Source organism: Bacillus gobiensis (assembly GCF_001278705.1).
Classification (GTDB): Bacteria; Bacillota; Bacilli; order Bacillales; family Bacillaceae; genus Bacillus; species Bacillus gobiensis.
Map to the genome: position 1 here is coordinate 2,107,998 of NZ_CP012600.1, position 13,371 is coordinate 2,121,368.

The 13,371-nt window shown below is 41.8% G+C and carries 11 protein-coding genes; all 11 read right to left on the reverse strand.

All coding sequences use genetic code 11. The features are described 5' to 3' along the window. Positions 1 to 126 precede the first annotated feature (126 nt). Positions 127 to 507: an adenosylmethionine decarboxylase gene (gene speD, locus AM592_RS10545; protein ID WP_053603770.1), complete on the reverse strand. Its 381-nt coding sequence runs from the start codon at positions 505 to 507 to the stop codon at positions 127 to 129. A 237-nt stretch (positions 508 to 744) separates the two neighbouring features. Next, a complete protein-coding gene (locus tag AM592_RS10550) occupies positions 745 to 1,770 on the reverse strand; it encodes a glyceraldehyde-3-phosphate dehydrogenase (protein ID WP_225970355.1) in 1,026 nt (341 codons plus the stop codon). 121 nt (positions 1,771 to 1,891) lie between these two features. Then, the gene (gene coaE / locus AM592_RS10555) at positions 1,892 to 2,491 is read right to left on the reverse strand and encodes a dephospho-CoA kinase (RefSeq protein ID WP_053606069.1); all 600 of its coding nucleotides are present in this window, start codon (positions 2,489 to 2,491) and stop codon (positions 1,892 to 1,894) included. 17 nt (positions 2,492 to 2,508) lie between these two features. Next, positions 2,509 to 3,144, reverse strand: coding sequence for a sporulation membrane protein YtaF (ytaF, locus tag AM592_RS10560; RefSeq protein WP_053603771.1), 636 nt, complete (start codon positions 3,142 to 3,144; stop codon positions 2,509 to 2,511). A gap of 110 nt (positions 3,145 to 3,254) precedes the next feature. Then, the gene (gene mutM, locus AM592_RS10565) at positions 3,255 to 4,082 is read right to left on the reverse strand and encodes a DNA-formamidopyrimidine glycosylase (RefSeq protein ID WP_053603772.1); all 828 of its coding nucleotides are present in this window, start codon (positions 4,080 to 4,082) and stop codon (positions 3,255 to 3,257) included. An 18-nt stretch (positions 4,083 to 4,100) separates the two neighbouring features. After that, on the reverse strand, positions 4,101 to 6,740 hold the full coding sequence (gene polA / locus AM592_RS10570; RefSeq protein ID WP_053603773.1) for a DNA polymerase I: 2,640 nt from the start codon (positions 6,738 to 6,740) through the stop codon (positions 4,101 to 4,103). A 297-nt stretch (positions 6,741 to 7,037) separates the two neighbouring features. After that, positions 7,038 to 8,786, reverse strand: a complete 1,749-nt coding sequence (gene pnpS, locus AM592_RS10575) for a two-component system histidine kinase PnpS (protein ID WP_053603774.1) — start codon at positions 8,784 to 8,786, stop codon at positions 7,038 to 7,040. Beyond that, a complete protein-coding gene (locus AM592_RS10580; protein ID WP_053603775.1) occupies positions 8,779 to 9,501 on the reverse strand; it encodes a response regulator transcription factor in 723 nt (240 codons plus the stop codon). Before AM592_RS10580 ends, pnpS begins: the two co-directional genes overlap by 8 nt. A gap of 260 nt (positions 9,502 to 9,761) precedes the next feature. Next, complete coding sequence (gene mdh, locus AM592_RS10585) at positions 9,762 to 10,709, reverse strand: malate dehydrogenase (protein ID WP_053603776.1); 948 nt, start codon at positions 10,707 to 10,709, stop codon at positions 9,762 to 9,764. 35 nt (positions 10,710 to 10,744) lie between these two features. After that, positions 10,745 to 12,013: an NADP-dependent isocitrate dehydrogenase gene (gene icd, locus AM592_RS10590; RefSeq protein ID WP_053606070.1), complete on the reverse strand. Its 1,269-nt coding sequence runs from the start codon at positions 12,011 to 12,013 to the stop codon at positions 10,745 to 10,747. A gap of 125 nt (positions 12,014 to 12,138) precedes the next feature. Next, entirely contained in the window at positions 12,139 to 13,257 is a 1,119-nt protein-coding gene (gene citZ / locus AM592_RS10595) for a citrate synthase (protein WP_053603777.1), read from the reverse strand. Positions 13,258 to 13,371: the final 114 nt, after the last annotated feature.

The window sequence follows — 13,371 nt, forward strand, 5'->3', positions numbered from 1 at the left end:
AAAGGGAATATCGTACACAAAATAAAAAAGAGCCGGGCACATCAAAAGCATTTTATGCTCTTGGTTCCAGCTCCTTCTTCCTGCGTTCTTCTTGATTTTCTTGCATGTGAACGGGATCAAACCCTTTTATAGCGCGTTTACACGGGCTTGTTTGATTTGAACAGGCCCCATTCCTCTAGGGATTTCTATGTTTTCCCTTGTTTCTGCATCTAGCGCTTCAGCAATATAATCAGCCGCAATATTCGGGTCAAGATCACCACACGTATAAACATCGATGCTGGCATAACCGTGTTCTGGAAAGCTGTGAATCGTAAGATGTGACTCAGAAATAATAACAACTCCGCTTACTCCTTGAGGCGCAAATTTATGAAATGCAACCTCGCGAACCTCAGCCCCTGATTTTAAAGCGGCATTTACAAACGTTTTTTCAATAAAATCCATGTCATTAAGCTTGTCAAAATCGCAACCCCATAATTCCGAGATCACGTGACGCCCCATTGTTTCCATAGTCATGGACCCCCCCTTAACAAAAATTTAAAGAAGTGAAGTTCCAAGCAATAGACCGCAAATAATACCACGGGGGAAAGTTAGTCCTAAGAGGTCCTAACCCTTTAAGTATTGACGATTCAATTGCGAACGAGAAGATCACGAAAAATAGTATACTTTGTTTGTGATATTTTTGCAACAAAAGTTTTGTCCAGGGGAGAAAAGCATAATTAAGTTTTACCCATGACTTCGTGCGGGTTAAACCACTGACATTTGTTTCATTTTGGATGAGACGAAAGTAGCAAGCTCCACAACTCTGCAGGAATATCCCCATTCATTATCATACCATGCCAAGACCTTCACCTTGCGTTTTTCCATGACCATTGTCGTTAAGCAGTCGACCACAGCGGAATGCGGATTTGAATTGAAATCAATTGAAACCAGAGGCTCATATGTAGTTCCCAATATTCCATAAAATGAACCTTTTGATGCATTCTCAAAAGCAAAATTTATTTCCTCAGCGCATACATTTGTTCTTACATCTACTACTAAATCGACTAAAGAAACATTCGGGGTCGGTACTCGCAGAGCGAGCCCATGCAGCTTTCCCTTTAAATGGGGAAGGACTTCTGAAAGAGCTTTTGCTGCACCGGTTGTAGTAGGAATAATTGATTGTCCGCAGGATCTTGCCCTTCTTAGGTCTTTGTGAGGGTTATCAATTGCATTTTGATCATTTGTGTATGCATGAACAGTAGTCATTAAACCATTCTCAATTCCAAATGAATCGTCAAGAACTTTGACAACTGGAGCAAGGCAGTTCGTAGTGCATGATGCATTTGAGATGATCGCATGCTTATCCGGATCAAATTGCTTCTCATTGACACCCATCACAATGGTAATATCTTCATTCTTCCCCGGAGCTGTTAATATTACTTTTTTCGCCCCTGCTGTTATATGCCCTTGTGCCATTTTTTTCTCATTAAATTTCCCTGTAGCCTCAATCACAATATCGATCCCCATCTCCATCCAAGGAAGCTGCTTTGGATCTCTGTGATTCAGTAAAAAAACTTTTTTTCTGTTCACTATCAGGCTGTCACCATCAACCTGCACATTTGCACCGTATACTCCGTGATTTGTGTCATACTTTATTAAATGGGCCAATGTTTCAGGTGGATAACTTGCATTAATTGCAACAACATGCAGCTTGTCATCAAGCATTGCTTTTCTGAAAACCATTCTGCCGATCCGTCCAAATCCGTTTATTGCCACTCTTGTCTTACCCACTCCTAGTCCCCCTCGTTTAATATGTTATACTTTTTATACATTATTCACAAATTAGTATAACACATTAAAATCCACCTGCCATCGTTTTTTATAAAAAAAAGAGCACGCAATCTGTGCTCTTCTAATTCGCCGTAAGCTTATTTAATATGCGATAAAGCTGGGCTTTCGTTTCGCTTATTTCTCCAGAATTGTCAATGACAGCATCCGCTTTTTTCTTTTTTTCTTCAAGAGGAAGCTGGGCATTTATCCTGTTTCTAGCCTGCTCTTCAGACAAATGATTGCGTTTCATGAGACGATCCAGCTGAAGTTCTTCTGACGCCGACACAACCAAAATATAATCAACAAAATGCTCCAAGCCGCTTTCAAAAAGCAGAGGAATATCTAAAACCACAAGCTTGTGTCCGCTCTGTATGAGATCATCCCGTTGATTAACCATTTCTTTCCTGACCTCTGGATGGATGATTTGATTTAATAACTGTCTCTTTTGTTCATCAGCAAATACGATCGATCCAAGCTTTACACGATTCAACTCGCCGCTTTCCATTAAAATGTCTTTTCCAAATGCTTCAATTATCTTTTTAAAAGCTGGCTTCTCTTTAGCAACTGCTTCCCTTGCCAGAATATCGGCATCAATTACCGGAATTTGTTCCTTTTTCATCATGTCCGCAACCGTACTCTTTCCAGTTGCGATCCCTCCGGTCAGACCTATTACGATAGTCAAAAATTTCTCACATCCTTTTAAAGCTTCCATAACCCGATAATAATTAAAAGAAAGCCCGGAACCCAAGCCAATTTATCCATCCAGCTCCATTTTGAAAAAACATGTCCAGCCTTTATGCCGGCAAGAAGAAAACTTGAGCTCATGATTGCCACGGACAAACTCATATCCAGCGGAGAAAATCCGAGCATAGATGCCCCGATACCCGCGCCTAGAGCATCTATTGAAAGAGCCAAACCTAAAAGAAAAGACTCTGCACCATTGATCGTACCAGAACGATCAATGTCCGCACTGGTCGGTTTCCGGAGAATATGAATGACAATTCCTAACGATTTCAATTCAAGATTCATCAAAGTTTTTTCATTAATCAGCGTTTCCTGTTCTTTTTCTGGCCGGAAAAATTGATACATTACCCAGCTTCCCATCACAAGAAGAATGATTCCTCCGAATTTTTCCGTTACTTGATCAGGCAGCAGTTGAGTAAGAAAATGCCCTGCAAACATGGAAAAAAGCAAGATGAATCCCGAGCAGCAGGCAATGACAAAAACCGCCTTAAGAGGAATTCTCATTTTTCTCAACCCATAAGTAAAACCTACAGAGAAGCTGTCTAAGCTAACGGCAAATGCAAGCAGAAGCAGCGATGCAAACGACGTCATATTCAACTCTTCCTTTCTGCTAAAGCAAAACGAATGAACATCTGTGTGTTGAACATTCTAAATCATATGCTTTAACAGCTTGAATAAATGATTCGCCTCGCGCACCATGTTTAGCGCTTTTGGCAGCTTGCACAAAAGTGGGTTCCTCTGCCTCCGACTACTATTTTGCTAATTGGAGATCCGCACGTTTTGCACGGCTCCTCTTTTCTGCCATACACAAAGAGCTGAAGCTGAAATGCTCCTTCTTTCCCTTCGGAATTTACATACGAGCGAATGGTGCTGCCGCCGGCATCAACCGCTTCTTTTAATGTCAAATAGATTTCCCGGTGCAATTTTTCGATCTGCATGGGAGACAAACGATTCGCAATCGTCTCAGGATGAATGCCTGCCCGAAATAGCGTTTCATCGACATATATATTTCCCAGCCCGACGATAATTGTCTGATCAAGCAAAGCATTTTTAATTGAGCGCGCCGTTTTTTTTAGTTTTTCTTCTAAATAAGCAGGCGTGAACCTATCAGAAAATGGTTCTGGACCAAGCTGTGACAGAGGAAGCTCCTTTGTTTCCTCTCCAGGCGAAAACAAATGCATCGTTCCAAACTTCCTGACGTCGCGGTACCGTAATTCAGTCCCGTCTCCAAAGCGAAAAATCACGTGGACGTGAGGATCATACTCATCACTTTGCTTATACAATCCATAGCGCCCTTCCATCCGGAGGTGAGAGACGAGTACATAATGATCCAGCCTCAGCAAAAGAAACTTGCCTCTTCTGCCAACAGAATGAATCGTTTCACCGACTAGAGCTCTTGCAAAGGCTTCTGGCTCTGCCGGCTTTTTAATTATTTTGTGCCATCTGATTTCAACTTCACTAATTTCTTTGCCAATGATCAGTTCTTCGAGCGTGCGTCGGACCGTTTCAACCTCGGGCAACTCCGGCATTTCTTCCACTTCCTCACTTTACTTAGCATCATACCAAGAAGGTCCATGAGAATAATCCACCTTTAAAGGTACATCCAATTTCAATGCATTTTCCATGACTTCCGGAACGAGCTTTTCTAATATGTGTATTTCTTCTTTTGGTGCTTCAAATATTAATTCATCATGGACCTGCAGCAATAGCTTTGATTCAAGCTTTTCTTTTTTTAGTGCTTCTGCCATATCAATCATAGCTTTTTTTATGATATCCGCTGCGCTTCCTTGAATCGGGGTATTCATCGCCGTCCGTTCGGCAAAGCCTCTCAGATTAAAATTCCGGCTGGTGATTTCCGGGATATAACGCCTTCTTTGAAGTAAGGTGGTTACAAATCCTTTTTGCTTCGCTTCCTGAATCGATTCATCCATATACTCTTTTACGCCTTTAAAGCTTTCCAAATAGCGGGTAATAAATTCTCCTGCCGCTTTACGGGTAATACCAAGGCTTTGTGACAGGCCATAGTCACTGATGCCGTACACGATGCCGAAGTTCACCGCTTTTGCCTGTCTTCTCATATTCGCTGTAACTTCATCAGCTTCGACATGAAACACATCCATTGCCGTTTTTGTATGAATATCCATATCATTTGTAAAGGCCTCTATCAAATTTTCATCCTTTGATATGTGGGCGAGAACCCGTAATTCGATTTGAGAATAATCAGCAGCAAAAATCAGCCAGTCCTTTTTTGAAGGAATAAAAGCTTGACGGATTTTACGCCCTTCTTCTAAGCGAATTGGGATGTTTTGCAGATTAGGGTCAATAGAGCTTAATCTGCCGGTTTGGGTAAGCGCCTGATTAAAGCGGGTATGAACTCGGTGCGTATCCTGTTTAATGACCTTTAACAATCCCTCAACGTATGTAGAATGAAGCTTGCCGATTTGCCGGTAATGCAAGAGATACTGGACAATTTCGTGTTGGTCAGCCAGCTTTTCCAGCACATCCGCTGAAGTAGAATAGCCCGTTTTCGTCTTTTTTATGACAGGCAGCTGAAGCTTATCAAACAATATGACACCAAGCTGTTTCGGAGAATTGACATTAAACGGTTCTCCTGCGAGTTCATGGATTTTTTCTTCGACTTCCTTCAGCTTGGCCGATAACTCGGCTCCCATGTTTTTTAGACGGTCGATGTCCACCTGTACCCCTTCGCTCTCCATCTCTCCAAGGATAACAGACAAAGGCAGCTCTAGATCCTCGTAAAGCTCCAGCTGTTCATTTTTTTTCAGGTCGTCCAGCAAACGATCATACAGCCTGGTAATCGCCATCCCTTTTCTAGCAAGGTGGTCAGCAAGAGAATTCTCTTCTGGACATGCTCTTTTTGCTCCTTTTCCGTAGACCGTTTCATCGGAAGAAACGAGTTGGATCCCTTTCTCTTTTGCGACACTGGCAACATCCTCATACGAGCTTGCCGGATTTAATAGATACGCGGCGAGAAGCACATCGAATTCAGCGCCTTTTAAATGGACTCCCTGCCATTTAAGAGCGACTTGAGCCTTCTTGCTGTCAAAGATCCATTTCTTCTTCGATTCATCTTCAAGCCATGCTTTAAATGCTTCTGAAGCTAAACCTGCTTCAGAAGGTATGAAAAAGGCACCAGAATCATTCACAATCGAGAAACCAACAATCGGCTCATCATGGTAATGTTCACTCATTTGTTCAACGACGAGTGACGAAGGAGATAAGAGCATATCTTCTTTTACTTCGCTGCAAATTTCAACCTGAATTTCCTCCAGCTCTTCTTCTTCACCAGCAGACTCTCCTTCACCGAGTTTTTCAAGAAGGGTATTAAAGCCCAGTTCTTTATATAAGCCAACTACCTTGTCCATCACAGGTCCGGCATAGGTAAGCTCAGCAACCCCCACTTCAATCGGGGCTTCTGTTGTAATGGTCGCAAGCTCTTTGCTCATAACAGCCTGGTCTTTAAATTCCTCAAGCTTTTCTTTCAGCTTATTCCCGGATACTTCGGAAATGGATTCCAGCAGCTTCTCTACAGTATCAAATTGTTTCAGCAGCTTAATTGCCGTTTTCTCACCGACACCTGGAACACCCGGAATATTATCTGAGGAATCTCCCATAAGGCCTTTCATATCAATTATTTGTTTCGGCTCAAGCCCGTACTTTTCTTTCACGTGGGCAGGAGTATAATTTTCTACTTCGGTAATGCCTTTTTTCGTAATGGCAACGGTTGTATGTTCAGAGGAGAGCTGAGTCAAATCCTTGTCGCCTGACACGATTTTAACGGTATATCCCTCTTTCTCCGCTGACTTTGCAAGCGTACCAATGATGTCATCAGCTTCAAAATTTTCAAGCTCGTACGTTTTCACCTGATACGCATTTAGCAGCTCTCTTATAAAGGGCATCTGTTCAGATAGCTCTGGAGGAGTTTTTTGGCGGCCGCCTTTGTATTCTTTAAAAGTCTTATGTCTAAACGTTGTTTTGCCCGCATCAAATGCGACGAGCATATGAGACGGTTTTTCTTCCTCAAGCATTTTCGTCAATATCATTGTAAAACCGTACACAGCATTTGTATGGATGCCTTTTTCATTATTTAGAAGCGGCAACGCAAAAAAGGCGCGGTATGCCAAACTATTGCCGTCCACAAGCAGAAGCTTTTTTTGTTCTGTCATTCAATTCTCCTCCTAAAAAGCCCTAATCGTATCTTTTATCCCGTATTAACGGGCAGTAAGACCCCCACCTCAAGGTTTTGAGTGTAAACGAGCAATCCTAGGTGGGGGCTGATTGAAGTTTCACTTTATTTTAACAAAGTTCATAAGGAAAGAAAAATGAAGGGAAAAACGAAAAAAGGGACGAGAACACGTAGGTTCTCGTCCTAAAAATGGCTCCTTGGATGAAGGGGTTTTCGAAGATAATCTTACCAGCCCTTCATTAATTCACCGTGAAAAGAATGTTAACAATTTGTAAACTTAGAGATTTCGATTTAATTCAATCGTAAAAATCGTGCCTTTTCCTAATTCACTTTCGACGTCAATTCTGCCTCCGTGAATTTCAATGATATGCTTTACGATGGCAAGCCCAAGTCCGGTACCGCCTGAATTGCGACTTCTTGCGCGATCCACTCTGTAAAACCTTTCAAAAATTCTTGGGATATGTTCTTTTTTTATTCCGATGCCTGTGTCTGCCACCTGTGCAATGACCTTATCCTTCAATTGTTTTAACGTAACATTGACTGAGCCTTTCTCAGATGTATAGGCAACAGCATTGCTCATTAGGTTTATAAAAACTTGCTTTAAGCGGTGTGGATCTCCTTCTACCTCCACTTGCTCCTCAGGCAATTCGAGCACAATATCAATTCCTTTTTCTTCAGCACGATAAGAGAGGATATTGGCAACATCATTAATAATTTCTTTAATGTCACATGTTTCAGCAACCAAATGAAAGTCTTGCTTTTCTAATTTTGATAGCTCTAGCAGATCGTGGATTAATGATTCCAGACGGTCGCTTTCTTTTAGAATAATTGAAAGAAAATGAGAAAGAGTTTTTTCATCCTTCATTGCGCCGTCCAGCAAGGTTTCCGAGAATCCTTTAATCGATGTGATCGGGGTTTTTAATTCGTGGGAAACGTTGGCAACAAAATCTTTCCTCATTTGCTCAAGCTTGCTCATTTCTGTAATGTCATGAAAAACAAGAACGATTCCCTTCCATTCCTCATTGTTTCCGGTAATTGGAGCACCTTCCACTTCAAAATAGCGCCTTTCTATGCGAAACGGAAGATGAATCAGCCTTTTTGCTTTCGATTCCGTCATAAAGATTTCTTCTACCAGATGGATGACTTCTTCATGCTGAAAGGCCTCATAATACAAATGATATAAAAATGTTTCCGGCTGAATTTGGAATTGCTCCTTAAATGCCCGGTTGACTAAATTAATATAGCCTCTTCCATCGATAAGAATCAGTCCGGATCCCATATTCTCGATTAAGGTTTGCAATCGGTCTTGCTGCATTTGCTGGGCACGGGTCATGTCCTGTAAATTTCTAGCTAAAATATTAATCGATTGGCTCAGCATGCTCGTTTCATTCATATGCTCTTCATAGGTTCTTGCATCATAATTTCCTCTAGCAAGCTCCATGGCAACCTTCGTGGCTGATTCGATCGGCGTCGTATACCTGGACGTGATTTTCAGACCTGTAAAGAGCAGAATTAACAAAGCAACACCTAATCCCCCTGCCAGCGCCCACCACATTTGCCGTTCCATCTCTTGCATTGAGTATGCAGGACTGCTGAGCAGCAGATAACCTTGTTCTCCGTTTGCCGCATCGAAGGGTACAGCATAATGCAGAAACCGGGAATCCCAATCTTCCACTTGAAATCCAGGTAATTCACGTTCATGCTCGAGCATTTCTTTTATGATGGTTTTATCATGATTTCCATTGTGTCCGCTCTCAAAAATTACATTCCCGCTTTCATCCAGAAGCATGGCCTGCCCCTGTAAATGCTGAACTGCTTTTTTTAAGAGATCTTCGTTTTCTGCAGACTTGAGATTTTCTGTATCCAGCAAGGATTCAACAAGCCCTGCTTCATGCCGGATTTGATCGTTTGCTTTTTCTTCATAAAATCGGTTAAAAAGCAGATCCAATATCAGCCCAAGGGCAATAAAGACTGCGATAACCAAAGTAAACAAAGCAAGAAAAAGCCGTAAACGAAAATTATTCATTCGCTTTCGGCTCCTCGAGTTTATATCCAAGACCCCTGATTGTTTTTATATAGATCGGTTTCTTAGTGTTTCTTTCTATTTTTTCACGCAGATGGCTGATATGCACATCGACAATTCTCGTGTCGCCTGCGAAGTCGTAATTCCAAACTGCGCTTAAGAGCTGGTCTCTCGTTAGCACTCTTCCTTTATGGCGTGAAAGGTAAAGTAAAAGCTCGAACTCTTTTGGTGTCAATTCAAGCTGCTCTGACAAAAAGTAGGCTTCATAATGCTCAGGAAGTATTCTCAGATCACCGATTCTCACTTGTTCTACATCTTCATCCACATCATTTTCCGGAAGAAAAGAAGCAGTCTGAGACCTCCTTAATATCGCCTTTACCCTTGCAACCACTTCTCTTGGGCTGAACGGTTTTGTCATGTAATCATCTGCCCCGAGTTCAAGGCCAAGCACTTTATCAAATTCATCGTCTTTTGCAGTTAACATGAGAATAGGAATCATCAGTTTCTGCTGTCTAAGCTGCTTACAGACCTCAATACCATCCAATTTTGGCAGCATGAGATCCAAAACGATGAGATCCGGATGATGCTCGACAGCTTTTTGAAGGGCTTCTTCCCCATCCATTGCTGTCTGGACATCATATCCAGACTGATTTAGGTTATATTGAAGAAGAGTCAGAATTGATTCTTCATCATCAACGACTAAAATGTTTTTACTCATTTTGTTCCTCCAGCTTCAAATTTCCCCAACATCCATTTTCTATCTATAATTCACTATTTATCTTTATTTTAACGAAACCTTCACAATTCGACAAATGATATTTTTGGAAGCTTCTTACGCAAAAAAAGAAACCACTTCTGTGATTTCTGAATGTAAAGTGCAGTTTCATCCAGTTATTTCTCAAAGCTTGACTTGCACTTTTAACCGTTCTTTAACACGGAAAAAACAAGAAGGCCTAAAAAAGCCTTCTTGCCTAACAATTACGTTAGAGACAAAACGTTCATGACATTTTTAACAGATTCAGCTGATCGATTCAGCTGGATTTTTTCATCATCGGTTAATTCAAGCTCAATAATTTTTTCTAGTCCGTTTCCGCCGATAATCGTTGGAACACCGAGGAAAATGCCATCGTACCCATATTCGCCTTCGAGATAGGCAATGGCCGGAAGAACGCGGCGTTGGTCCTTTAAAATGGCTTCAATCATTTCCACTAACGATGCCGCAGGAGCGTAATATGCACTGCCGTTTCCTAGAAGGCTGACAATTTCTCCTCCGCCCTTTCTCGTCCGTTCAACGATTTGATCAATCCGCTCTTGCGGAAGAAGGGTTTGTAGCGGAATCCCTCCTGCATAGGAGTAGCGGACGAGCGGAACCATGTCATCACCATGCCCTCCTAATACAAAGCCGGTAATATCTTTAACAGAAAGATTAAGCTCCTGAGCGACAAATGTTCTAAATCTCGCAGAATCTAATACTCCCGATTGCCCGATTACGCGTTCTTTCGGAAGACCTGACTCTTTGTACACCGTATAAGTCATGGCATCAACAGGATTCGTCAAAACTACAATTGTACAATCAGGTGAATATTTCACAACTTCGTGTGTTACGCTGCGCATAATTTTTTCATTTGTCGTCACTAAATCATCACGGCTCATTCCAGGTTTTCTGGCAATTCCAGCTGTAATTACGACAATATCGGATCCTGCGGTATCTTCATAGTTTGAAGTGCCGGTTACATTCGCGTCAAATCCTTGAACAGGACTTGCTTCAAGCATATCCAGCGCCTTGCCTTTAGTAGGGTTCTCAAGCTGGGGAATATCCACTAACACAACGTCTGCCAGCTCTTTTTGGGCTGTTAGAAATGCTGTTGTTGCTCCTGTAAAACCGGCTCCAATGACAGAAACTTTGCTGCGATTCTTCTTTCCCATTCTCCCAATCTCCCTTATCGCGTTTTTGTCAATCTTTAGTCCATGTTTTTAATAAGCTCGTCTCCAAATTCGGAGCACTTCACTTCAGTGGCACCTTCCATAAGTCGCGCGAAATCGTAGGTAACGACCTTGCTTGCAATTGTTTTTTCCATCGCTTTTAACACTAGTTCAGCGGCTTCAGTCCAATTTAAGTGCTCTAGAAGCAGCACGCCGGACAGGATGACTGATGATGGATTTACCTTATCAAGACCAGCATATTTCGGCGCCGTTCCATGAGTCGCTTCAAAAATCGCATGTCCGGTTTCATAATTGATATTTGCTCCCGGAGCAATTCCGATTCCGCCGACTTGGGCAGCAAGTGCATCTGAAATATAATCTCCGTTAAGGTTCATAGTCGCTACAACGTCAAACTCGCTTGGTCTTGTAAGAATCTGCTGCAAGAATATATCAGCAATGCTGTCTTTAATAATAATTTTGCCTGCTGCTTCAGCTTCGCTTTGCGCTTTATTCGCTGCATCCCTGCCTTCGCTTTCTACAATGCGGTCATATTCAGACCACGTGAACACTTTATCGCCGAATTCTTTTTCAGCCAGCTCGTAGCCCCAATTCTTAAAGGCGCCTTCAGTGAATTTCATGATATTTCCTTTATGAACAAGTGTGACGGATTTTCTTCCGTTCTCGATAGCATAGTTAATCGCCGCACGAACCAGACGCTGAGTACCTTCTTCAGATACAGGCTTGATCCCGAGTCCTGAAGTTTCAGGGAAACGGATTTTATTAACGCCTAATTCATTTTTCAAAAAGTCGATTAGTTTATTCACTTCATCAGAGCCTTTTGCATATTCAATGCCGGCGTAAATATCCTCGGTATTCTCGCGGAAAATGACCATATCTGTGTCTTCCGGACGTTTTACCGGAGAAGGAACGCCGGTAAAATAACGGACCGGGCGAAGACAAGTGAATAGATCGAGCTCTTGCCTAAGCGCTACGTTTAATGAACGAATTCCCCCGCCGACTGGAGTAGTAAGCGGTCCTTTAATCGCAATAAAGTATTCGCGGATGACTTCAAGAGTTTCTTCAGGAAGCCACTCTCCTGTTTTATTATAAGCTTTCTCTCCTGCATACACTTCTTTCCATGAAATCTTTCTTTCACCATTGTATGCTTTTTCAACAGCAGCTTCCAAAACCCGTGAAGCTGCATTCCAAATGTCAGGTCCTGTCCCGTCTCCTTCAATAAAAGGAATAATCGGATGATTTGGAACATTTAATACTCCATTAGAAACAGAAATTTTTTCTTGTGCCACAATAAAACCTCCTAGATATGTAATAGGGAATAAAAATAGGCTTGCAATGGTCTGCACAATAATGTGCATTTTATTTGCAAATAAGAGGTTCATAATCATCAATGATAGAACCTCTTACTACCATACTAGATTCTTTCATCAATAGGAACATATTTTTGCAAATCCGGACCCGTGTATTCTGCACGCGGGCGAATCAGGCGATTGTTTTCATACTGTTCAAGAATATGCGCCAGCCATCCTGATGTTCTGCTTACGGCAAAAACCGGAGTGAACAAATCATGGTCGATTCCAAGGCTATGGTAAACGGACGCGGAGTAAAAATCAACATTTGGCGGTAATTTTTTTTCAAATGTGACGACTTCCTCTACTTTTTTAGAAATGTCATACCATTTGGATTCACCTGTTAAATTGGTCAGGCGCTTGCTCATTTCCTTCAAATGTTTCGCTCTTGGATCCCCATTCCGATATACTCTGTGGCCAAATCCCATTACTTTTTCTTTTCTTTGAAATAACGCTTGGATATGAGACTCTGCATTTTCCACATTGCCAATTTTAGTCAGCATTTTCATGACCCCTTCATTGGCTCCGCCGTGAAGAGGGCCTTTTAAAGCGCCAATCGCTGCTGTTATTCCGGAATAAACATCAGAAAGTGTTGCTACACACACTCTCGCTGTAAATGTAGAGGCGTTCAGTTCGTGGTCTGCATGAAGAATAAGAGCTTTTTCTAGAGCCTCCACTTCAACCGGCGATGGATCTTTTCCCTTTAGCATATAAAGAAAATTTTCGGCCAGGCTGGTATCTTTCTTTGGCTGTATAGGCTCTAAACCTTTACGGATTCTGGAGAACGCCGCAACGATTCCCGGTATTTTCGCTTGAAGGCGCACGGCTTTCTCGTAATTCGCTTCCTTGTTCATCTCATCGGCATTATCATCAAGCATGCCTAGCATTGATACAGCAGTTCGAATCGCTGCCATTGGATGCACGTTTTCAATTGGATACGATTTGAAATGATTAAAAATTTCTTCGGGAAGAACAGCATTTTCAGACAGCTGCTTCTTTAATTCTTGCAGCTCTTCTTGATTCGGAAGCTTTAAATGCCATAGCAAATAAATTACTTCTTCAAAACTAGCATTCTCTGTTAAATCATCAATGTCGTAGCCTACATATGATAGTGTATCATCAATAATCGAACTAACAGCAGATGTAGTTGCTACTACCCCCTCTAAACCTCGTGTTGCAGTCATATAAATCTCTCCTTTTCAATAAATTTCCCCTTTTTATCGAAACACCAAACCGCTGACAAACCCCTTTATTTCCCGATTTACCAAAAAAGAAAATGCTTACATTTTCATGTATTA

What these genes read in the sequence shown, in the direction of transcription:
- speD (WP_053603770.1), bottom strand. Translation starts at nt 507, where the DNA reads ATGGAAACAATGGGGCGTCACGTGATCTCGGAATTATGGGGTTGCGAT.
- ytaF (WP_053603771.1), bottom strand. Translation starts at nt 3,144, where the DNA reads ATGACGTCGTTTGCATCGCTGCTTCTGCTTGCATTTGCCGTTAGCTTA.
- mutM (WP_053603772.1), bottom strand. Translation starts at nt 4,082, where the DNA reads ATGCCGGAGTTGCCCGAGGTTGAAACGGTCCGACGCACGCTCGAAGAA.
- polA (WP_053603773.1), bottom strand. Translation starts at nt 6,740, where the DNA reads ATGACAGAACAAAAAAAGCTTCTGCTTGTGGACGGCAATAGTTTGGCA.
- pnpS (WP_053603774.1), bottom strand. Translation starts at nt 8,786, where the DNA reads ATGAATAATTTTCGTTTACGGCTTTTTCTTGCTTTGTTTACTTTGGTT.
- AM592_RS10580 (WP_053603775.1), bottom strand. Translation starts at nt 9,501, where the DNA reads ATGAGTAAAAACATTTTAGTCGTTGATGATGAAGAATCAATTCTGACT.
- mdh (WP_053603776.1), bottom strand. Translation starts at nt 10,709, where the DNA reads ATGGGAAAGAAGAATCGCAGCAAAGTTTCTGTCATTGGAGCCGGTTTT.
- citZ (WP_053603777.1), bottom strand. Translation starts at nt 13,257, where the DNA reads ATGACTGCAACACGAGGTTTAGAGGGGGTAGTAGCAACTACATCTGCT.